Consider the following 23,062-nt stretch of genomic DNA (forward strand, 5'->3'; position numbering starts at 1 on the left):
AATTTGTAATTTGACACGAATTTATTATACAACAAAAAATGCAAGAAAAATGTAGAATTTTGAGCAAACTAAAAAATACTCATTCCTACTTGAAAGATAGTAGAAATAAGTACTTTGCAATTACCTAAAATGATATTATCAAATAGTGCAAGGTTCTTGTGAATGTATATCTGTATTTATATCAAACATAACAGGTGTTTCTATAAAATCTTTTATTTCAGATAGATCAGCTGACTTACCCAAAGCACACATTAATTTTGCAACTAGAGCTTCAGTATTCATATCATTTGCGTATATGATTTTGTTAGCAGGTAATTTTTTACCAACTTCATAAATACCAAAGTCAACTCCTTCTTCTAAACATTGAGTTGTTACAACCACCGCGATTCCTTTATCAGTCATTTCATTAACCTTTGATATCAGATTGCTTTTTTCAAATGGGATACCTCCAATACCAAAGCTTTCAATTATGACACCTTTATATTTATTCTGAATAAATGTAAATAGCTCCGCGTCTATACCCGGGAATATTTTTATAACAGCTATTTTATCACAAACATTACAATTTACTTTTAATTCTTTATTAGCAGGTTTAAAATAAGGTAAAATATATCTGTTATAAGCAATTCTATCGTGCTTTATTTCAGCTATATACGGAAAGTTAACGCTTTCAAACGCATCATAGCTTTTTGTTTTTACCTTCATAGCTCTAGTACCACAAATAAGCTTTCCATCAAATGTAACAAATACGCCAGCAAGAGGTTCTCTTGCAAATAGTATAGCATCATTAAGGTTTTGTAGTGCATCGGTACATTTTTCTTCGATAGAGTATTGTGATCCAGTTAATATAACAGGTTTTGATAAACCTTCCAACATATAAGTCAAGGCGGAAGATGTATAACCCATAGTATCAGTACCATGAGTAACGACAAATCCATCATAATCGTCATAACTAGACTTAATAGCCATTGCTATTTCAGTCCAACAATTAGGCGTCATATTACTGCTATCAATATTCATAATCATTTTACCAGTGATTTCACATTTTTCATTTATTTTAGGAATAAATGAAAGCAACTGTGAAACATTGTAATGTGGAGTAAGACCATTGCCTTCATCAGATGATGCAATAGTCCCACCAGTTGCTATTAAAAGTATATGCTTCATTTTCATTCTCCTGTTCAAAGATAGTATTTAAATAGAGTTTTGCTATTAACACAAAAGTCCTATAATCATTATACTATAAATTCGAGGTTATATGGCATTTTCTTTTGATTTTTCAGACCAAATATCAGCATTTTTTATACCTAATTTTTTAGGATCAAATACTGGATCAAGCCCTAGAGCTTTTTGTTTTTCATAATCTTTTAATGTCAAAATACCGGGTTTAGCTAGAAGTATTATAGCTATGATATTGAGCCATGCCATTAATCCTACGCCTATATCACCTAATGCCCATGCTTGACCAGCAGTGTTTACAGAGCCAACAAAGGTCATCGCTAATAAAACTAAACGAGTAAGTGTAAATAAAAAACGGTGGTTCTTAATTTTTCTAGCTAGATATGCAACATTGGATTCTGCATAATAGTAGTAGGCAAGTAAGGTTGTAAAAGCAAAGAAAAGTAATGCTATAGCTACAAATGATCTACCGATTCCGGGGATTAGTGTGTCAACAGCACTTTGAGTATACGCGACTCCTGCTTCAGAAACATTTGGTAAATTTTGAACAATAAAATTACCAGCAGCATCTTTAACATTGTAAGCTCCAGTTATAAGAATCATAAAAGCTGTAGCTGTACATACAAATAGTGTATCAATGTATACAGAGAACGCTTGAACAAGACCTTGTTTTGCAGGATGAGATACTTCAGCAGCAGCAGCAGCCATAGGGCCAGTTCCTTGTCCAGCTTCATTAGAGTAAATTCCACGTTTTACTCCCATCATTATAACTTGTCCGCCGACAGCTCCAAATACTGCATGCATGTTAAAAGCAGATGAGAATATTAGCTTTATAATTTCTGGAACTTTATTAATATTTACTCCGATAACTATAACAGAAGTCAGTATATATGCTATAGCCATAAAAGGAACTACTATTTCAGCTACTTTACCGATTCTCTTAACACCACCAAAAATAATAAGTCCTAATAATAAAGATAAAACTATACCAGTTATTTTAGGATCAATACTAAATGCATTTTTCATACCTGTTGCAATACTATTTGCTTGAACACCTGGCATGAAAAAGCCCATTGCAATTATGGCTGAAATAGCAAAAAGTGTTCCGTACCATTTTTGTCCAAGGCCTTTTTCTATATAATAAGACGGGCCACCACGATATTCACCATCCATTTTTTCTTTATAGACTTGCGCAAGAGCAGCTTCTATATATGCTGATCCAGCACCTAGAAAAGCAATTGCCCACATCCAGAATATAGCACCAGGACCGCCTATACCTATGGCAGTAGCAACACCTGCAATATTTCCAGTTCCAACACGACCACCTAAAGCCATAGTGAAGCTTTGAAAGGAAGAAACTCCTGATTCAGAGCTCTTACCAGAGAAAAGTAACTTTGTCATATCTTTAAAAAGACGTATCTGAGGGAATTTCATTATTACTGAAAAGAGTACGCCAGCAATTAAACAGAGATATACTAGTGGCTTACTCCAAACGATATTGTTTAGAAAACTAATAAATTGACCCAATATAATTCCTCCTTAAATAAATTACAAGTATAAAATTCTTGTTAAAAGTTACTAATTATAAATTAAACCCGCTGTTAGCGTATTAAATTGCAATAAGCATGCCAAAAATAAAAATGTTGCAAAAACGTGTCAATGTTGTTTAATATTCTACATTTATAAAGAAAAAAGTAAGATAAACACTTTAGTCAAATAAAAAATGAGAAATTAATTACCCAAGTAACGGGAAATTAATTTCTCATAATTACGACATATTATCTTAAATTATATTCTGTAAGCTTGTTAAATAATTGCCGTCTACTTATTCCTAGCTTTGAGGCAGTTAAAGTCATATTGTAGTTACAAATGCTTAATATTTTTTCTATATAAGCAGATTCCTTTTCGTTTCTAAATTCCTTTAAAGTTTGTATATGATCTATACTTTTAGTTTCATTTGAGTTATATTTTATATTAGGAATATCATCATACCTAACGATACCTTTATCAGATAAAACAACTAATCTCTCTATAATATTGCTTAATTCTCTTATATTACCAGGGTAGTTGTAGTTAAGCAAGAACTTCATTACGCCTGTTTCAACTTTAGATATGTTTTTTTTAAGATCTTTTTTAGTCTTGTTAAAAAAGAAATCTATTAATTCGGGCAAATCTTCTTTTCTATCTCTCAATGGTGGTATCTCTACTATAATATTGCTAATTCTATAAAATAAATCTTCCCGAAAAATTCCATCATTTATCATATTGTAAAGATTTTGATTAGTAGCACAAATTAGTCTAAAGTCAACATCTATAGCTTGATTACTTCCTATACGTTCAATCTTTTTATTCTCAAGTGTTCTTAGTAGCTTTACTTGAGTGTTATATGGAGTATCACCAATTTCATCCAGAAAAAGAGTACCGTCATTAGCCGCTTCAAAACGTCCTATTCGACGTTCGAGAGCACCAGTGAATGCTCCTTTTTCATGTCCAAAAAGCTCTGATTCAAGTAAGGATTCAGAAAAAGCATGACAATTTACAGCCATAAATGGATGTTTTCTTCTATTACTACATTGATGTATGTATTTTGCAAATACTTCTTTTCCTACACCAGATTCACCAAGTATCAAAATATTAATATTGCTCTCAGAAGCTTTTTTTACAATATTAAGAGCTTTTCTAAAACTTTCACTCGAAGTATTGAGCATAAAATTATAATCTATTTGATCGTCCAGTGCTAATTTGTTTTGTTGCAATTCTAATAATTTAGACAGGTTTTCTATGTCTAATAAAAGTTCTTCAGGGTCATGACTCTTTATAAAATAAGTAAAAGCTCCTTTTTTCATTGCATTAACAGCATCTTTTACGCTTCCATAACCAGTAAAAATTATGACTTCAGTTTTACTATAATCCTTTTTTATTATTTCAAGAAGTTCTATACCATTCATTTTACCCATAATAAGGTCTGTAAGTACTATATGAAAATGTTCATGTTTTAATTTAGAGAGAGCGTCGTAACCATTAGATGCAACTTGAGTAGTATATCCATTACCTTTTAATATTAAATTTAAAGATTCTCTATATTCTGGCTCATCATCAACAATCAAAATTTTGATTGATTGGTTTTTACTATTCATTTTAGTCCTCCTTTATTGGCAAGCATAGAGTAAAAGTAGTGCCGATTTCTTTATTACTAGTAACTCTGATATCTCCACCAATTTTCTTTACCTGATCATATACTACATACAGTCCAAGCCCTGTACCTTTACCAGGCTCTTTTGTTGTGTAAAATGGATCAAAGATTTTATCAATATTTTTATTGTCTATACCACATCCATTGTCGTTACATATTATTACTAATTTTGTATCTTCTATATCACAGTTTATAGTCAAACAGCCTTTATCAGACAATGCATCAATAGCATTAGATATGATATTTAGTAGTATGTGTTTTAACGCTTCAACATTTATCATACATTCTAAATTAGAATCACACATTATGAGAACATCAATATTTTGCTGTTTTATAGCTTTTTTATTTAATTCCATAATACCTTCAATGAATTTCAAAACATTGATTTTACTAATATTGTTTGAAGATAACCGAGAAAAATTCAATAGATTATCAATGATATTACTGGCTCTTTCTACTGAATTTTCAATTAACCAGATTGATTTATTGGCTACTTCATTTTTAGTCTTAAGCTGTTTTTTTAAAAGATAGCTCGAATTTCTTATGATACCTAAAGGGTTACGTATTTCATGCGCTACACCACCAGCTAGTTGACCTATAGCTACCATTTTACTCGAATGAAGGATTTGTCGTTCACTTATACGCAATTGGGTAATATCCTTAAGCATTAACAGCACTCTATCAACATTATTGTGTTGATCTAAAAGGGGATAAGAAGTTATTTCAAATAGCTTATTTTTATATTGTATCTCCTTTTGATGGGAGCTATTAGTAGATAAAGTTCTTCTAATTAAACAAGAACTTCCCAACTCAAAATCCTTACTAAAATCATTGCATTTTTTACCTATAATATCTTCTTTATCTAACCCTAGCAAATCACACACAGATTGATTAACATTAGTTATGATGAAATCTTTATTTAGAACCAGCATAAGATGAGTAAGTCCATCAAAAGTAGTTTGCAAATCGTTTCTACTAATGTCAAGTTTTTCGGTCTGTCTAGTAACTTCTTTTTTTAGATGTTTATTCCATAAATATGATAAATAAAATACCATAATTATACTAAAGCCAAAGAATGCAATGAGAAGACTATATTTTTCATTAGAAGTATTTTTGGTAATAGGTGTAGAGATACCAAACCATTTTTGTTGAATTTTATTCATTGTATTAGCTCTATTAAGATTGTATATGCATTTATTTAATATAGTCAGCAGTTTCTTTTCAGATTTATGAACTGATAAAACACTATCTCTTTCATATAATGGTTTATCAAGTATAGCAACATCATCATTTATATCTAAAAGTGTAATAAAGTGACTTATTACAGGTTCATCTCCAACTACAGCATCAACTTTACCTTCTTGTAATAGTTTAATCGCTTGAAGATAGTCTTCTGTAAAAGAATAATTAATATTAGATAGTTTAGAATTAAGGAATTCAATAACATAGTCACCTTTTTGAGCAGCAACTTTGACAGTTTCTAAATCTTTATAATCTTTAATGTCCTCATTATCTTTTAACACTAATATAACACTTCTTTGAATATAAATTGGTTTAGAAAATAGATATAATTTAGATCGATTTGTAGAAGGATACATATCGCAAATATCAGTTTTGCCATCAGCGAGACTATCAAGAGCATCCTTCCATATCATAGGTCTCACTTTTATTTGAGTACCTAGTTCTATAGATAAAGCATTAATGTAATCAATAACAACACCTCGATATTGACCATTAGCAGTATCTAAATATCTCAGAGGAGGAGAGTTGTAATCAGAAGCGTATATAATGTCTCCATGAGATTTAAGATAATTAAGTTCTTCCTTAGTTAATCTCTTAGATCTACTAAGATACTCATATAGATTTAAACTGTATTCTATTTCTAGATATCTGTTAACAAACAATAAAAACATTATTAAGAAAAGAGACAATACAGAAATAATACGCTTTTTCAAAATAGTCATCCTCCTATAAAAAACAGTTATAACATATAGTATACAATATACGGATTAAAATGTCATTTTTAAAAGTAATTTAAAATGATATAATTATATAATATATAAACAAATCAATATGAGGTATAGTCAATTCAAACCTAATAAATATTATTATGTGTTATAGTTGTTACTTTTATATTATTTTAAGAGAAGTAGGTCAAATTATTTATTCAGATAAGGGGGAGCATTGTTGTTAAATAATGAAGAGTTGACAAGATATAAAAGGCAAATTTTGCTAGATGATTGGGGTATAGAAAAACAGGAGTTATTAAAGAAAACAACTGTTTTTGTCGCTGGAGCAGGGGGATCAGGATCTCCAATAATAACCCAACTTGCCTTATTAGGAATAGGGTGTATCAGAGTATGTGACTATGATAATGTAGAGTTGTCAAATTTAAATAGGCAGTTTATTCATTGTGTTAGTGAAGAATCTAGAATAGGAACAAACAAGGCAATTTCAGCAAAAAAAACCGTATTTAATATAAATAAAAATGTAAAAGTTGAAATATTCACAGACAAAATAGACGAATACAATATTGATGAAATGGTAGGAGAGTCATCTATTATATTTGATAGTGTAGATAATATTGAAGTTAAATTCATACTTTCAAGGTGTTCACTTAGAAAAAATATTCCACATTTATTTTATGGAATGATGGATATAAACTCATTTGCAGCTATTTTTTACCCACCTAAAACACCTTGTTTTCATTGCTTATTTGATTACAATAAAGTAGCCGAGATTAAAAAAGCCAATTCGAATAAAGATAAAGCCAAGCAAGCAAGTACACCAGTGTGTTCTCCTCCTGTTTTTATGAGTGCAGGATTTATAGTCACAGAAGCTTTAAAAATACTACTAAACATAGGAGAACCTGTATACAACAAATTTTATCTATTCTTACAGAAGGGAAACAGTAGTATAGGTGATAGTAACGGATATTTAGGTATGAAATACTGGATAAGTGAGCATTTTAAAAAATTATCTCTTAACAATGGATTTGATTGGGAAAGAGGTTGGAACAATAGTATTGTAGAAGAAATATCTATCACAAATGATATGAATTGTCCTAATTGTAAACAAGTAAATCTAGAAAACATCCAAAATATACATAAGATAACAAGCGATTTTAGTAAAGGCAAGAGTGATAAAGAAGTTGATCTAACATTGAACGACTTATTTGATTTGCAGGTTAAAAAAACGCCGAATAGTATAGCAGTTATATATAATGATGAAATAATGACTTATAGAAAACTAAATAGAGAAAGTGATAGAATTGCACATATATTGAGAGATAGAGGAGTAAAGCCTAATGATGTTGTTGGTGTTTTGCTTGAAAGATCTATAAATATGATAGTTAGTATATTATCTGTAATAAAGGCAGGAGGAGCATATCTACCAATTAACACGACTTTGCCCCAAAATAGAATAAATTATATGTTAATGGATAGTAATGTAAAGTTTGTTTTAACTGAAAAGAATGATACTATAGACTACAAGCTGAATGTCCAAATGATTGATATTAATAATGCAAGAATTACTAATGAAAAATATGAGAATATTAAAAATATTAATTCGCCAGAAGATTTAGCATATATAATTTATACATCTGGTTCAACAGGAAAACCAAAGGGTGTTATGATAGAACATAGTAATGTTGTTAATTTAATATGCGGGATTAAAGATAGTATTTATAATAAGTACAATAAAAAGTTAAATATATCTATGGTATCACCATATTATTTCGATGCGTCAATAAAACAGATATTTCCTTCGTTAATGTTGGGGCATTGTCTATACATTGTGCCTAGGGATATGATTTATGAAAGTAGTAGTCTTTTAAAGTACTATAAAGATAACAATATTGATATAGCAGATGGAACACCAACACATCTACAAATGATTTCAAAGCTGAAATTTAGTCATAGACTAGAAAATTTAGACTTTATAATAGGTGGGGAGACCTTAAATGTAAGCCTCGCTAAAGAAATTAGTAATGCTTTAGGTGTAAATATAATAAATGTATACGGTTTAACTGAATGTTGTGACGTATCCACTATATATGAACTAAACTATATTTCAGATGAACATGTGACCATACCGATAGGAAGACCATTGATTAACACACAAGTATATATATTAGATAAAAAACTACAGATATGCCCTATAGGAATAGAGGGTGAGATATACATTGGTGGTAGAGGTGTAGCAAGAGGGTATATTAATAACACAAACTTAACTAGAGAAAAATTTATTAACAATCCATTTGAGAGTGGTTTAATGTATAAAACAGGAGATGTAGGCAAGTGGTTAGAAGATGGAAATATTGTTTTTGTGGGAAGAAAAGACAATCAAACAAAAATAAGAGGGTTTAGAATCGAATTAGAAGAAATTGAGAATACATTAATACAAATAGATTCAGTAAAGCAAGCAGTCGTCGTAGTCAAACAATCTAAAGACTATTCAAAAATATTAACTGCCTATTTTGTGTCAGACGAAGAATGTAATATTAACACAATAAAAGATAAGCTAAGAGAATATCTACCATCATATATGATTCCGTCACAACTCATACAAACTGACCACTTACCATTGACTCCTAATGGTAAAATCGATCGAAGAAGGCTTATAGAGATTAAAATATCAGATAAAGATGTTGAATATATATATCCAAGAAATAGACTAGAAGAATTAATAGCTCAGATATACAAAGAGATTATTGACATAAAAAGAGTTAGCATCAACGATAGTTTTTTTGATATAGGAGGAAATTCACTAAGTGCTATAGTTTTGCAAAGTGATATCCTAAGTAAAACTAATGTAAAAGTGCCACTTGAGTTCATTTTCGAAAAACCATATATTAAAGATTTATCAGTTTTTATTGAAAAGGAGGAGAATAAACAATTTGCTAAAAATAAATGAAATAACAAATATAATTAAAGAGTTAAGCTTTGATGTAAAAGATTATTGGGTAACCTCTGGAGCATCATTAGTTATCCATGGAGTTAAAGAAAGCACTAGAGATATTGATTTGGGGTGTACTACAAATCTTACAGAGGAACTAATTGAAAAAGGATATAAATATAAATATGAAGAAGATAACACAAGGACACTATATTTTAACGAATATATAGAATTGTTTGAGAATTGGTTTGTGGATGAAATCGAAATGATAAATGGCATACCAGTGGCGAGTCTTAAAAGTATTATAAAACAAAAGCAAAAGCTTGGTAGAGAAAAGGACTTTCGGGATATAAAAATGATAAAAGAATTTATAAATAATAGAAAATTATAATTTAAACCAGCCAATATATAGCTTAATTATATGCTTTAAGAAAGAAGTTATAACATCAAACTTAAAGGGTTTGATTAATCTTTGATTAAACAAACCCTTTAAGTTTTAAAATCTATTTAAATATAATAGCGTCCCTTTCAGGGCCAACAGAAATGTATTTTATAGGGAAACCAATACTTTTTTCAATATAAGTTACATAATCTTTAGCTTCTTGAGGAAGGTCTTTGAAATCACGTATATGTGAAATATCACAGTTCCAACCTGGTAAATATTCAACAACCGGTTTAGCTGTGTTCAATATCTCAGTTGGAGGGAAATCAGTTGTGATAACTCCATCAATATCATAAGCTTTACATACAGGGATTTTTCTTAAATAGCCAAGAACATCTAATAAAGAAAGAGCAACCTCAGTAGTCCCTTGTATTCTACATCCGTATTTAGTAGCAACTACATCAAACCAGCCCATTCTTCTAGGACGTCCAGTAGTAGCTCCATATTCACCATTATCTCCTCCAAGATTTCTAAGCTCGTCGGCTTTCTCTCCAAATATTTCAGATACAAATGGACCAGCGCCAACACTGCTTGAGTAAGACTTTACTACAGTTACAACATTTTCTATAGTTTTAGCTGGCACACCTGCACCTACAGGTGCATAACAAGCTAGAGGAGAAGATGAAGTGGTCATAGGATATATTCCATGATCAGGATCCTTTAATGCTCCTAGTTGTCCTTCCATAAGTATTTTTTTACCATTAGATAACGCCTCATAAAGTTCATTTGATGTATCACATACAAAATGTCTTATTTGCGTACCTAGTTCATATAAATAATCACAAATTTCCTTTGCATTTAAAAGTGGTTTTTTATATAAATGTTGTAAAAGTACATTCTTTTTTTCTATATTTCTTTCTACTTTTTTCAATAATGATTCTCTATCAAAAAGATCAATAGCTTGAATACCTATTTTACTGTATTTATCAGAGTAAAATGGAGCTATACCTGATTGAGTAGAACCAAATTTAGCTTTTCCAAGACGTTCTTCCTCATATTTATCAAATAAGATGTGATGAGGTAATACTATTTGAGCTCTATCAGATATCATGATTTTAGGTTTAGGTACACCTCTAGATATTAGTTCGTTGTATTCTTCTAAAAACGCTTCAATATTTACTGCTACACCTGTTGCCAATATATTAATTACGTTTTCAGAAAATACTCCTGATGGTAATAGATGCAATTGAAATTTTCCGTATTTATTTATGATAGTATGACCTGCGTTATTACCTCCTTGAAACCTTACTACATAGTCCGCTTTCTTTGCTAAGAGGTCAGTCATTTTTCCTTTACCTTCGTCGCCCCAATTGCCACCGACAATTGCTGTTATACTCATATATACTCCCCTTTCATATAAAGGTATATTTTTCTTACACTATAGAGTATAATAGATATATGATGATAAGTAAAATTAATAATAGTTATACATAATATAAGGAGAAGTTATATGAATATTAATTTTGAGTTTTACAAAGTATTCTATACTGTAGTAAAAGAAGGTAAAATATCTGATGCGGCTAAAAAACTATATATTTCACAACCAGCTGTAAGTCAATCGATTAAACAGTTAGAAGAAAAACTAGGAGGAAAAGTTTTTTTAAGAACTCCAAAAGGAATAAAGCTGACTACAGAAGGAGAAATATTCTTTAAATACATAGAAAAAGCATACAAGTTCATAAAAGCTGGGGAATCTAAGTTTTTAGAAATGCAAAAACTTGACTACGGTGAGATAATAATTGGTGCTAGTGATACACTTTGCGCAAATTATCTAATGCCATATTTAGAACAATTCCATAAAATATATCCGAATATAAAGATGAAAGTAACAAACAGAACATCCTATGAAACTATAAATTTACTAAAAAGTGGATCGGTAGATTTAGGAGTTATAAATTTACCGATAGAAAAAGATAAAACACTTGATATAATGAAAACACTGACTATAGAAGATTGTTTTATATGTGGAGAAAAGTACTCAAAAGATTTTAATAAAGAAATAACGTTAGATAAACTTAGTAAATATCCGTTAGTGTTTTTAGAAAAAGGGAGCAATACTAGAAAATTTATAGACAAATTTTTTAGTGATAATGGCATACAAGCTGAGCCAGAAATAGAGCTAGGAAGTGTAGATTTACTAGTAAAATTTGCTGAAATAGGACTCGGGATATCATGTGTAACCAAGAACTTTATAATGGATAAATTAGATAACAAAGAGGTTTTTGAAATAAAAATAAAGAACAGTATACCAAAGAGGAAAATTGGAGTAGCGACTTTAAAAGGAGTACCACTATCTTCAGCAGGGCAGAAGTTTTTAGAGTTCCTCACTAATGATAATAGGAGGATAAAATGAAAGATAGAAAAAAACAGTTAAAACAATTATGGGACAATGTAGCTAAAAATTTTAGTAAAATAGGGCCTGATTATTGGGATTATTTTGGGCAAAGACTAGTTAGTTTATCAAGTATAAAAGAAGGAGACTATGTATTAGATGTAGGCATAGGAAGAGGATCAACATTATTTCCAGCCTCTTTGATAGTGGGAGAAAAGGGTAAAGTAACAGGCGTTGATATTTCAGATAATATGGTTAGTGAGACAAAAAAGGATATAGAAAAAAAGAAAATAAAAAATGTAGAAGTGAGAGTAATGGATTTAGAAGATTTAGATTTTGCTGAAAACTATTTCGATGCTATTGTAGCAGGTTTTAGTATAGGAAATATATTGCATGATGATAGTAAATTAAATCAGCTATTATCAGTTTTAAGAAAAAGTGGACAACTTATTTTTAGTACATGGGGAGAGCAACAAGAGCAACAATGGCTTACAAACATAGTTAACAAGTATTTAAAGGCAACAAAGCCCACTCAAAATAAAAATAGTGCAGCAAAGCTAATATTGAATACAGTAGAAAATCTAAAAAAACATATAAACATAAAAGGTTTTAGGATTATTAATATAGTAGAAGAATCCAAAAAAGTAATCTATAATGATGAAAAACAGTGGTGGGATGAAATGTGGTCTAATGCTGTAAGTAATATATTTGATAAGATAAAAAAGCAAGGTGACTTTAATGAATTTAAGTTAGAAGTAGATAGATATTTAGATAATCGAAAAACAGAAGAAGGTATTATTTTTAACATGAATGTAATATATATTATATTAGAAAAATAAGGAGAAATTCTATGAAAAAATGGCTTAGTTGTAGGATATGGTTGATTTTAATGTTAATAACCAATACAGTGGGTGTATTTTACAATCTAAACGAAGATATAACTGTATGTTTAGTTATAGCACTAGGTTGTCTTAGTATAATTAGCTATATCTATAAAAAGAAATACATAAAAACTATGATAGTTTTAATATGCATAGTTTTGTTATGTGGCTACATAATAATAGATAGGATTTATCCAAGAAATTTCACAAATGGAGTATTAGAAAAATACTACAGTGAAAAACTAGATGACATAAAAAGTATAGGGCTCACAAAAAGGGGATACGACATAAAAGATAATGCTCGTACTAAGATAGAAGATAGCAAGGTAATAAATGATATAATGGACTGTTTATCTAATCTAACAGTTATAAATTATGAGCCAAGAAAATTTTATTATAAAGAATTAAAATATTCCTTATATATTAGGCTACCTAAAAAATATATACAGATTTATATATATGAGGATAATTATATAAGAATAAGCGATTCAAAAAGTAACGTATACAAGATTATAAACAGTTCATCTATAGTAGATAACATACAAAGAATATTACTAAAGGATAATATTATCTTACATAAACCTAGGGGTTAGGATCATTAGCATTTGTATTTAACAGCACTTCATCTTCATTAACAACAATTTTTTTGCCAGAATCTTTATTAAAGTTAACATTACTATTAGTATGTTTCAATAGTTCATAGTTTGGAACAAGAGTTAAATTAAAATCAGTACCAATATCCATACGAAAATTTGAAGAACGTTTATCGGGTTCAAAATGATTTTGTTTCATAATTAACACCTCTTTTCGATATTAGTATTACCAAAAAGATATAAAAAGAGAAGCAAAAAGCTACTTTTGCTTCTCTTTATTTATTAATTTTTTTGATTATAATTGTAAATAGTAATAATTGAGTTGCTATAGCTATATAACTTAGCAGTAGGTTAGTAGTAAATCCATATATTATATATCCAACAAATGCTATCATACCTGATATTAAAGCATAAGGTAACTGAGAAGTAAAATGACTATCAAGCTTTGACTGTGCTCCTGTAGCTGAAAGTACAGTTGTATCACTTATTGGTGAACAGTGATCTCCTAAAATAGCGCCACTTAAAACAGCTGCCATTGCTGGAAGTATCATAGCTTGGTCACTTGCAGCGAGTATTTCACCTGCTATAGGTAACAATAATCCAAATGTACCCCAACTAGTACCAGTCATAAATGCTACAAGACTACCCACAATAAATAATATTGGAGGTAAGAAGCTAGGGTTTATATTAGAACCTTTTATTAGATCAGCTAGATATTTTCCTGTATTTAATTCTCCGATTACAGCTACTAAAGTCCAAGCGCAAATCAATATTATTGAAGCAGGTAGCATTGAATAAATTCCTTTAAGAGTTGCTTTAAAAAGTTTTTTGGCTGAAATATCTCTAGTAGATATTGCAAAAAGTAAAGCAATAATAGTGGTAATAACAGAAGCTCTAAATAGTGGTAGCGTTATTTCTACTGTGAGCATTTTGCTTATATCCCAGTTTGCTTCATATAGCATACCCCCAAGAATCAATATGATTAAAGAAAAAATAGTTACAATTAATCCCCACTTATTACCTTTATCTGTCTCGATTTTCACATCAAATAACTCAGCATTATTGTCAGAGCGACTTATATCATTTCCGTTCATAGAGCTTACTTCATAAGTCTTCATTTTGAATATATTCACATCAAATTTTATCACAATATATACCATTGTAAGAGCAACTATAGCATAAAATTGCATTGGCATAAGATGATAAAAAGCAGTAGTGCTACTGTAGGTTTTATAACCTATCTTTTCAAATACACCAGTTAATATACCGATAACATATGCTCCCCAAGTAGATATAGGTAGTAATATAGATACAGGTGCACTGGTAGAGTCAATAATATAAGAAAGCTTAGCTCTACTAACATTGTATCTGTCAGTTATAGGTTTTGATATTTCACCAATAACCAGAGCATTAAAATAGTCATCAATAAAAATTATGATTCCAAGTAACCATGCGAGATATTGAGCAGATTTTTTGTTCTTAATTTTAGAAACTGCCCAATCAGCAAATGCTCTTGTTGAGCCAGATATAGTTAAATAAGCAGTGATAATTCCTAAAAGAAGTAAAAAACCTACTATAGGCATATACCAAGAAAAATCCGTCACAATACCTTTCATTGTGACACCTATATACTTCGTAGAAGATACAATATTAAAATTATGTGTAATCAGAGAACCTAAAATAACACCTACTGAAATTGATAAAATAACTTTTTGCGAGATTATCACAAGTACTATCATTACGATAGCGGGTAAAAGACTCATAAATAAATCCATAAGATTTCCTCCTCATTAGTATGTTTAGTAACAATAAAAAAACAATAGTAAGCACTATTGTCTGAAAAGGAATCTCTCGTCAAATAATAGCGCCTCCACTACATAACGTAGTGAGAGTGTTAAGCCTATTAAACTTAACCCCAACATTATTCCTTAGCATAAAATAATGTTTCGGCAAATCATCCTTTCACTATGTATCATAGCTTGCTAAGCTCCACATTGCTACTAATAATCTCTGCGCCTCTATCATAGTTATACTATTGTGAGTTTTTATTATACACAGATTATCAGTATATGTCAAGTAATGAAGTTTTATAGCATAAAGCATAATGATAAAAACGATATGACAATGATAAGTTTTTATCAAAAGAAAGCAAAATTTTACACAGTATAAAGGATGCAAAGAACAATATATTGATAAAACAACAAAAAAAGTAGCTCTTGGGCGTATTAGTAGCATAGAATAAAATAAATTAAAAACATATTTTAGATAAAACTGTGATATCATAATTTGCTTAGAATTATTGAATTATCAAGAAAGTAGAGTAAAATAGAGGGTTTAATTTTTGGGTGTACAACAAATAAACATGTAAATATTATTTACATGTTTATTTGTTATGATTTTATCAATGATTGCAGTGTTTTTACTGGATAATGTATACAAAGTGAACAGTTTTAATAATCTAGGTAAGATCATATATGATAGATTGATTAATGATAAACGTGATAAATTGGGTGTATTTCAGTGATTCTCAGGTTTTAATAATATTTATTAATTATGGCATGAAAATTGCTTAATATTATATATGCAAACTTAAGGGGAGGTCATTATATTGGATTCAAAATATCTATTATTGAAGGTAGAAGGAAATGTTGCTATTTTAAGCTTCAATAGACCAAAATCATTAAATGCATTAAATACTCAAGTGCTTAAAGAGCTAGACTCACAACTAAATGAAATATCAGCTAACGATGATATAGATGTGTTGATATTATCAGGAGAGGGAAAAGCTTTTGTAGCAGGAGCAGATATATTACAAATGAGAGATTTAAATGTTGAGAGTGCAAGAGAATTTGCTAGATTAGGTATAGATGTATTTAGAAAGATAGAATTATTTAAAAAGCCTGTCATAGCAGCTGTCAATGGTTTTGCATTAGGAGGAGGATGCGAACTAGCAATGTGTTGCGATATAAGGATAGTAAGTGATAATGCTAAATTTGGGCAACCGGAAGTAAGTTTAGGCATTATACCAGGATTTAGTGGTACTCAGAGATTATCTAGATTAGTAGGTATTGCAAAAGCAAAAGAACTAATATTTACAGGAAGATTAATAAATGCAAAAGAGGCTGAAAAGATAGGTTTGATAAATAAAATAGTTCACCAAGATGAATTGATAAGTGAAGCTGTTAAGCTTGCAAAAGAAATAGCCCAAAATGCTAAATTAGCCGTTAAATATGCAAAAAGTGCTATTAATAGAGGGTGTGAAACTGATATAGAAACTGGTATACAAATAGAAAAAGATTTGTTTGCCCTATGTTTTGCCAGTAAAGATCAAGTAGAAGGAATGACAGCCTTTATAGAGAAAAGAAAACCTAAATTTATAGGTAAATAAAAAGGGGGTAATTTACATGAAAATAATGGTTTTAGGAGCAGGGACTATGGGTAGTGGCATAGCTCAAATATTTGCTCAATCTGGTTACAGTGTGATAATTAGAGATATTAAAGAAGAATATGTGCTAAGAGCAGTAAAAGTAATTACAAAAAATCTTGATAGAAGTGTAAAAAAAGAGAAAATTACCGAAGAAAGAAAAGAAGAAATATTGAGTAACATAACTGTTACTACAGATATAAAAGAATGCAAGGATGTTGATATAGTGATTGAGGCAGCAGTAGAGGATATGGAGATAAAGAAAGTAATATTCTCTGAATTAGATAGTCTTTGCAAAGAATCAGCTATATTAGCCACTAACACATCATCATTGTCAATAACTGAAATTGCGACAGCTACCAGTAGACCAGAAAAAGTAATAGGTATGCATTTCTTTAACCCAGTTCCAGTTATGAAACTAGTAGAGATAATAAAGGGATTACCAACATCAGATGAAACTAAAAATAAAATCATAGAGATAACTAGAGACATAAATAAAAACCCAGTAGAAGTTGAGGAGGCACCTGGTTTTGTAGTCAATAGAATATTAATTCCAATGATAAATGAAGCAATAGGAATACTAGCAGATGGAGTAGCTAGTGCTCATGATATAGATGAGGCAATGAAATTAGGAGCGAATCATCCTATAGGTCCTTTAGCATTAGCGGACTTGATTGGAAATGATGTAAACTTAGCTATTATGCAAGTTCTATATAAAGAATTTGGCGATCCTAAATATAGACCACATCCACTCCTTGTGAAAATGGTAAGAGCAGGGTTACTAGGTAGAAAAACTAAAAGAGGATTTTATGACTATAATAAGTAGTTAAAAGAACCTAAATTCGATTAAAAAAGCAATACCAAAATGTTATTAAAATAGAAGTGTACAGTTAACTAGAGGCATAAAGGAGGAGAATTATGGATTTTAATATTTCAAAAGAGCATCAATTGTTAAGACAGATGTACAGAGAATTTGCAGAAAAAGAAGTTAAACCGTTAGCAGAAGAAGTAGATGAAAAAGAAATGTTTCCTGTCGAGACAGTGAAAAAACTTGGTAAATACGGTTTTTTAGGGATTCCATTTCCTAAAGAATACGGTGGGCAAGGTGCTGATAACTTAGCATATGCAATGGCTGTAGAAGAACTATCGAAAGTATGTGGGACTACAGGAGTAATTGTTTCAGCACATACATCACTATGTGCAGCCCCTATATATGAACATGGAACAAAAGAGCAAAAAGAAAAGTATCTAAGGCCATTATTAAGTGGAGAGAACCTCGGAGCATTTGGATTAACTGAGGCAAATGCAGGTACAGATGCATCAGCTCAGCAGACTAAAGCTGTATTAGAAGGAGATTATTATATATTAAATGGTTCAAAGATATTCATCACAAATGCTGGATATGCAGATATATATATCATAATGGCTATGACGGATAAAAGTAAAGGAACTAAGGGAATATCAGCTTTTATAGTAGAAAAAGACTTTGATGGATTTAGTGTTGGAAAGAAAGAGGCAAAAATGGGAATCAAGGGCTCGTCTACATGTGAGTTGATATTTGAAAACTGTAAAGTTCCAAAAGAGAACTTACTAGGTAGAGAAGGTAAAGGATTTTCTATAGCTATGAAGACATTAGATGGTGGACGTATTGGGATAGCAGCTCAAGCTTTAGGAATCGCACAAGGTGCAATAGATGAAACAATAAAATATGTAAAAGAAAGAAAACAATTCGGAAGAAGTATAGCAAAATTCCAAAATACACAGTTTCAACTAGCAGATATGCAAACTGTTACAGATGCGGCAAGATTGTTAGTTTATAGAGCAGCAAAAGCTAAGGACAATCAAAAAATCTACAGTAATGAATCTGCTATGGCTAAGCTATTTGCAGCAGATACAGCTATGATGGTAACTACTAAAGCAGTTCAACTTCACGGCGGGTATGGCTATACTAGAGAATATCCAGTAGAGAGAATGATGCGAGACGCTAAAATTACAGAGATTTATGAAGGTACTTCAGAAGTCCAAAAAATGGTTATAGCAAGCAATATACTAAGATAGGAGGTTAAACATATGAAAATAGTTGTGTGTATAAAACAAGTGCCAGATACAACAGAAGTAAAATTAGACCAGAAAACAGGTACACTTATCAGAGATGGAGTACCAAGTATAATAAATCCAGATGATAAGAGTGGTTTAGAAGCTGCACTTGCAATTAAAGATAAAATTGATGCCGAAATAACAGTTATAACAATGGGACCTCCTCAAGCGGAAAAAGCTTTAAGAGAGGCGTTAGCTATGGGAGCAGATAAAGCAATATTATTGAGTGATAGAGCATTTGCAGGTGCAGATACATGGGCAACATCTTCTACACTAGCAGCAGCAATTAAAAAGTTACAATATGATTTGATAATAGCAGGAAGGCAGGCTATAGATGGAGACACAGCACAAGTAGGGCCACAAATAGCAGAACATTTAAAGCTACCACAAGTCAGCTATGTTGAAGACTTAGAACTTAGTGAAAAAAGTCTTGTATTAAAAAGAAAATACGAAGAAGGTTATCACAAATTAAAAGTTAAAACACCATGCTTAATAACTACATTAAGTGAAATGAATACTCCAAGATACATGTCAGTAGGTGGTGTTATGGATGCTTATAAAGAAAAAGAAATAATAAAATGGAGCTTAGATGATATTGATGTAGATACTAAAAACATTGGATTAAAAGGATCACCAACTAAGGTTAAAAAATCATTTACTAAGGGAGTAAAATCAGCAGGTAAAGTGTATAATGTAGATGAGAATGAAGCAGCAAAATTGATTGTTGAAAAATTACAAGAGAAATTCATAATATAGTTGTTAGGAGGAGTAAACTTGAGTTTAGCAGAGTATAAAGGCGTATTTGTATTTGCAGAACAAAGAGAAGGTGTACTGCAAAAAGTATCACTTGAATTGATTAGTAAAGCTAGAGAATTAGCAAACAAACTAGAGGTAGATGTAACAGGAGTAATATTAGGAAAAGATATAAAAAATTTAGCAAAGACACTTATACATTATGGAGCAGATAAAGTGATTTATGTTGATGATAAAGCCCTAGAGACTTATATAACTGAACCGTATACAAAGGCCTTAGTTAAAGTAATAGATGAAAATAAACCAGAGATATTCTTAATAGGAGCAACAACTATAGGTAGAGATTTAGCACCAAGAGTATCAGCTAGAATACACACAGGATTGACAGCAGATTGTACTGTACTCGATATAGATGAAGAAAATAAAAATCTCTTGATGACTAGACCAGCTTTTGGTGGAAATATTATGGCGACAATAGTTTGTCCAGATCATAGACCACAAATGTCAACAGTAAGACCTGGAGTAATGACTCTTGCAAAGAAAGATGAGAGCAAAGTAGGCAAGATTGATGAGATGAAAATACAGTTTACAACTGATGACTTAAACATTGAGATATTAGAGATTGTTAAAGAGACTAAAGAAAAAATAAACATAGAAGATGCAAATGTACTTATATCAGGAGGTAGAGGTATAGGTAAAGCTGAAAACTTCGAGCAACTTAAAATACTAGCTAGTAAGCTAGATGGTCAGGTTTCTGCGTCTAGAGCTGTAGTCGATGCAGGATGGATAGATAGAAATCATCAAGTTGGTCAAACAGGTAAAACAGTAAGACCAGATTTATATGTTGCATGCGGTATATCAGGTGCTATTCAACATGTAACTGGTATGGAAGATTCAGAACTTATAGTTGCCATTAATAAAGATGAGCAAGCACCTATATTTGAATTTTGTGATATTGGAATAGTTGGAGATGCAAACAAAGTATTGCCAGCACTAATAAATGAATTAGAATTAGTAAGAAAATAGATTTATAAATATATAGATTATTTTTTATACTAGAAATTGTTATAAAATTAACATTATATTAAGGCTTTTTGTTCACTAAATAATTATTAAATAGAAAAATACTCTAAAAAATAGCATTGTTATATATTGAATATGTGATATAATTAACATAGCAGAGGGGGTGTCTTATAAGACACCCCTGAGAGTTTTTCTAAACACAAGACGTGATATGCTTTGTGGCAGATTATATGTGCTGTATGATTAAATAAGTCGAGGTGAAGCAGAATGTTAAAAGACAGTAGTTGTAGATATATATTACAACATATAAAAGAAGCCTTAATACAAATAAATACTGAAGGAAAAATTGTAATAGCTAATAAGGAATTCAATAAGCTACTTAATATAGATAAAGATAATGTTATAGGTAAAAATATATTATCAGTATTACCTAATAGTAATCTGCCTATGATTATCAAAAAGAAAAAGCCGTTATTCAAACAAGAGTTATGTATTGATAATCGTAGATACTTAGTAGATAGTGTACCTATATTTGATTCAAATAATAACATCAGTGGAGCTTTTTCTTTATTTAATGATATTACTGAAATTTATGAGTTAAACAAAGAAATTGCTAACTTAGAAATGCTACAAACTGTTATGAATGCATTTGATGAAAGAGTAGTAGTAGTAGATGAAAAAGGTAATATAACAATGATGAGCAAAGCATACAAAAAGTTTCTAAATATAGACAAACCTGAAGGTAAACATATATCTGATGTAATAGAAAATACAAGATTGCATATTGTATTGAGGACAGGTGAAAAGGAAGTAGGAGAGGTACAACAAGTTAAAGGTCATAAGATGATCTCAATGAGAATACCTTTAAAAAAAGGCAATGAAATAATAGGTGCAGTTGGCAAAGTGATGTTTAAAGATTTAGCAGACTTACTGTTTCTAAATAAAAAAATAAGTAATCTCCAAAAAGAGCTTGAATACTATAAGAACAAATTAAATAAAAACCAGAAAGCAAAATATTCTTTTGAACAAATTTGTGAAAACAGTGAAAGTATGAAGTATGTCATAAACCTTGCTAAGAGAGTAGCAAATACAGATTCAAGTGTTTTGATTTTGGGAGAAAGTGGAACAGGAAAGGAACTCTTTGCGCATGCAATTCACAATGCAAGTAATAGAAGATATGGTCCTTTTATAAAGATAAATTGTGGAGCAATCCCAGCTGAGCTTTTAGAGTCAGAGTTATTTGGTTATGAAGAGGGTGCTTTTACAGGAGCAAAAAAAGGTGGTAAAATGGGTAGATTTGAACTTGCTGACGGAGGAACTATATTATTAGATGAAATTGGTGATATGCCACTTAATATGCAAGTAAAGTTACTTAGAGTACTTCAAGAAAAGCAGATAGTCAAGTTAGGTTCAAATGATGAAAAAGAAATAGATGTAAGAGTTATAGCAGCTACAAACAAAGACCTTGAAAAAGAAATGAATAATAAAGCTTTTAGAGAGGATTTATTTTATAGATTAAACGTCATGTCAATAAAACTACCAGCCTTAAGGGAAAGAAAAGAAGACATAGAAATGCTAGCAAATAAATTAACGATTAAAATTGCACAAAGATTAGGCATATATGTAGAAGGGATATCAAAGGAAGCGATTAACTATCTTAAAGACTATTCATGGCCAGGGAATGTTAGAGAACTAGAAAATATTATAGAAAGGGCAATAAACTTATTAGGTGTAGATTTGATTATAAAGCCAACACACTTGCCAGAAAGGATTACGAAGAAAAAGTTTAACTTATCAACAATAAAAGATAAAAACCTTAAAAAAATAATATCAGAGGTAGAAAAAGAAGTAATAAAAGAAATACTTGCTAAAACAGAAGGGAATAAAAATAAAGCGTCAAAGCTTTTGGGAATAAGTAGAGTGAGTCTATATAAAAAAATAGATGAATATGGGCTAAATTAATTTATAATAAGTTCTTATCAGTCAATAATGAATGATAAATTTTGTCAAATCAAATTATTAGTAAGAAGAGATTATCAGATGTGAGGTAGTCTTTTTTTTTGTGTGGAAATGACTGAAAATGAGACTATATTAATTAGAATTCGTGGATATATGTTGGAAAATGTGAAAATATTTTGAGTTAATGTTGACTAATGTGGTTAAATGTGATAATATTTTGCTAACGAGTAATACAAAAGACGATATAAAAAATAAGACATTGTAATAATATTTGTTTTATAATATAA

General features: G+C 30.4%; 18 protein-coding genes and 1 riboswitch. Of the genes, 11 read left to right on the forward strand and 7 right to left on the reverse strand.

Annotation, left to right across the window (positions count from 1 at the left end; genetic code table 11):
* Positions 1–138 precede the first annotated feature (138 nt).
* The 4 genes from P3X86_RS02875 to P3X86_RS02890 all read right to left on the reverse strand — a co-directional run bounded on the left by P3X86_RS02875 (position 139) and on the right by P3X86_RS02890 (position 6,327).
* A complete protein-coding gene (locus tag P3X86_RS02875) occupies positions 139–1,167 on the reverse strand; it encodes an asparaginase (protein WP_483291117.1) in 1,029 nt (342 codons plus the stop codon).
* An 87-nt stretch (positions 1,168–1,254) separates the two neighbouring features.
* Positions 1,255–2,706, reverse strand: a complete 1,452-nt coding sequence (locus P3X86_RS02880) for an alanine/glycine:cation symporter family protein (protein ID WP_483291118.1) — start codon at positions 2,704–2,706, stop codon at positions 1,255–1,257.
* A 251-nt stretch (positions 2,707–2,957) separates the two neighbouring features.
* Entirely contained in the window at positions 2,958–4,316 is a 1,359-nt protein-coding gene (locus tag P3X86_RS02885) for a sigma-54-dependent transcriptional regulator (protein ID WP_483291119.1), read from the reverse strand.
* 1 nt (position 4,317) lies between these two features.
* Positions 4,318–6,327, reverse strand: coding sequence for a transporter substrate-binding domain-containing protein (locus P3X86_RS02890; RefSeq protein WP_483291120.1), 2,010 nt, complete (start codon positions 6,325–6,327; stop codon positions 4,318–4,320).
* A 232-nt stretch (positions 6,328–6,559) separates the two neighbouring features.
* Between P3X86_RS02890 and P3X86_RS02895 the strand changes: the two genes are divergently transcribed.
* Together P3X86_RS02895 and P3X86_RS02900 are read left to right on the forward strand one after the other, a co-directional pair.
* Positions 6,560–9,289 (forward strand): amino acid adenylation domain-containing protein, encoded by a 2,730-nt coding sequence (locus P3X86_RS02895; RefSeq protein WP_483291121.1) that lies wholly within the window; start codon positions 6,560–6,562, stop codon positions 9,287–9,289.
* A complete protein-coding gene (locus tag P3X86_RS02900; protein WP_483291122.1) occupies positions 9,273–9,662 on the forward strand; it encodes a hypothetical protein in 390 nt (129 codons plus the stop codon). Before P3X86_RS02895 ends, P3X86_RS02900 begins: the two co-directional genes overlap by 17 nt.
* A gap of 112 nt (positions 9,663–9,774) precedes the next feature.
* Here P3X86_RS02900 and P3X86_RS02905 read toward each other — a convergent pair whose 3' ends face one another.
* Positions 9,775–11,052 carry an adenylosuccinate synthase gene (locus P3X86_RS02905; RefSeq protein WP_483291123.1) on the reverse strand — a complete coding sequence of 426 codons (1,278 nt, stop codon included), beginning with the start codon at positions 11,050–11,052 and terminating at the stop codon, positions 9,775–9,777.
* Between the two features lie 111 nt (positions 11,053–11,163).
* On the opposite strand from P3X86_RS02905, the gene P3X86_RS02910 reads away from it, so the two are divergent.
* Genes P3X86_RS02910 through P3X86_RS02920 form a run of 3 tightly spaced genes read left to right on the forward strand, consistent with a single transcriptional unit; the run spans position 11,164 to position 13,519 of the window.
* Positions 11,164–12,066, forward strand: coding sequence for a LysR family transcriptional regulator (locus tag P3X86_RS02910; protein WP_483291124.1), 903 nt, complete (start codon positions 11,164–11,166; stop codon positions 12,064–12,066).
* Complete coding sequence (locus P3X86_RS02915) at positions 12,063–12,884, forward strand: class I SAM-dependent methyltransferase (protein WP_483291125.1); 822 nt, start codon at positions 12,063–12,065, stop codon at positions 12,882–12,884. Before P3X86_RS02910 ends, P3X86_RS02915 begins: the two co-directional genes overlap by 4 nt.
* 11 nt (positions 12,885–12,895) lie before the next feature.
* Positions 12,896–13,519 (forward strand): hypothetical protein, encoded by a 624-nt coding sequence (locus tag P3X86_RS02920; RefSeq protein ID WP_483291126.1) that lies wholly within the window; start codon positions 12,896–12,898, stop codon positions 13,517–13,519.
* On the opposite strand, the gene P3X86_RS02925 is transcribed toward P3X86_RS02920, so the two are convergent.
* Together P3X86_RS02925 and P3X86_RS02930 are read right to left on the reverse strand one after the other, a co-directional pair.
* Entirely contained in the window at positions 13,509–13,718 is a 210-nt protein-coding gene (locus P3X86_RS02925) for a hypothetical protein (protein ID WP_483291127.1), read from the reverse strand. The two genes, P3X86_RS02920 and P3X86_RS02925, sit on opposite strands and share 11 nt — an antisense overlap.
* Before the next feature lie 76 nt (positions 13,719–13,794).
* Positions 13,795–15,294, reverse strand: a complete 1,500-nt coding sequence (locus P3X86_RS02930; RefSeq protein WP_483291128.1) for a Na+/H+ antiporter NhaC family protein — start codon at positions 15,292–15,294, stop codon at positions 13,795–13,797.
* Between the two features lie 79 nt (positions 15,295–15,373).
* Positions 15,374–15,548: riboswitch (Lysine riboswitch) on the reverse strand.
* Positions 15,549–16,127: 579 nt separating this feature from the next.
* Between P3X86_RS02930 and P3X86_RS02935 the strand changes: the two genes are divergently transcribed.
* The 6 genes from P3X86_RS02935 (at position 16,128) to P3X86_RS02960 (ending at position 22,778) form a co-directional block, all read left to right on the forward strand.
* Positions 16,128–16,907 (forward strand): enoyl-CoA hydratase-related protein, encoded by a 780-nt coding sequence (locus P3X86_RS02935; RefSeq protein WP_483291129.1) that lies wholly within the window; start codon positions 16,128–16,130, stop codon positions 16,905–16,907.
* A gap of 16 nt (positions 16,908–16,923) precedes the next feature.
* Positions 16,924–17,769, forward strand: a complete 846-nt coding sequence (locus P3X86_RS02940; RefSeq protein ID WP_483291130.1) for a 3-hydroxybutyryl-CoA dehydrogenase — start codon at positions 16,924–16,926, stop codon at positions 17,767–17,769.
* 92 nt (positions 17,770–17,861) lie between these two features.
* Entirely contained in the window at positions 17,862–19,001 is a 1,140-nt protein-coding gene (locus P3X86_RS02945; protein WP_483291131.1) for an acyl-CoA dehydrogenase, read from the forward strand.
* A 12-nt stretch (positions 19,002–19,013) separates the two neighbouring features.
* On the forward strand, positions 19,014–19,796 hold the full coding sequence (locus P3X86_RS02950; RefSeq protein WP_483291132.1) for an electron transfer flavoprotein subunit beta: 783 nt from the start codon (positions 19,014–19,016) through the stop codon (positions 19,794–19,796).
* 18 nt (positions 19,797–19,814) lie between these two features.
* Positions 19,815–20,819 (forward strand): electron transfer flavoprotein subunit alpha/FixB family protein, encoded by a 1,005-nt coding sequence (locus P3X86_RS02955; RefSeq protein ID WP_483291133.1) that lies wholly within the window; start codon positions 19,815–19,817, stop codon positions 20,817–20,819.
* 264 nt (positions 20,820–21,083) lie between these two features.
* Positions 21,084–22,778, forward strand: coding sequence for a sigma-54 interaction domain-containing protein (locus P3X86_RS02960; RefSeq protein WP_483291134.1), 1,695 nt, complete (start codon positions 21,084–21,086; stop codon positions 22,776–22,778).
* Positions 22,779–23,062 lie beyond the last annotated feature (284 nt).

The organism is Abyssisolibacter sp. ZYX002 (assembly GCF_056892235.1).

Bases quoted from the DNA above. Each gene is read 5' to 3' on its own strand.
- P3X86_RS02875 (WP_483291117.1), bottom strand. From the start codon at position 1,167: ATGAAGCATATACTTTTAATAGCAACTGGTGGGACTATTGCATCATCT.
- P3X86_RS02925 (WP_483291127.1), bottom strand. From the start codon at position 13,718: ATGAAACAAAATCATTTTGAACCCGATAAACGTTCTTCAAATTTTCGT.
- P3X86_RS02885 (WP_483291119.1), bottom strand. From the start codon at position 4,316: ATGAATAGTAAAAACCAATCAATCAAAATTTTGATTGTTGATGATGAG.
- P3X86_RS02915 (WP_483291125.1), top strand. From the start codon at position 12,063: ATGAAAGATAGAAAAAAACAGTTAAAACAATTATGGGACAATGTAGCT.
- P3X86_RS02905 (WP_483291123.1), bottom strand. From the start codon at position 11,052: ATGAGTATAACAGCAATTGTCGGTGGCAATTGGGGCGACGAAGGTAAA.
- P3X86_RS02960 (WP_483291134.1), top strand. From the start codon at position 21,084: ATGTTAAAAGACAGTAGTTGTAGATATATATTACAACATATAAAAGAA.
- P3X86_RS02945 (WP_483291131.1), top strand. From the start codon at position 17,862: ATGGATTTTAATATTTCAAAAGAGCATCAATTGTTAAGACAGATGTAC.
- P3X86_RS02920 (WP_483291126.1), top strand. From the start codon at position 12,896: ATGAAAAAATGGCTTAGTTGTAGGATATGGTTGATTTTAATGTTAATA.
- P3X86_RS02940 (WP_483291130.1), top strand. From the start codon at position 16,924: ATGAAAATAATGGTTTTAGGAGCAGGGACTATGGGTAGTGGCATAGCT.
- P3X86_RS02950 (WP_483291132.1), top strand. From the start codon at position 19,014: ATGAAAATAGTTGTGTGTATAAAACAAGTGCCAGATACAACAGAAGTA.
- P3X86_RS02910 (WP_483291124.1), top strand. From the start codon at position 11,164: ATGAATATTAATTTTGAGTTTTACAAAGTATTCTATACTGTAGTAAAA.
- P3X86_RS02930 (WP_483291128.1), bottom strand. From the start codon at position 15,294: ATGGATTTATTTATGAGTCTTTTACCCGCTATCGTAATGATAGTACTT.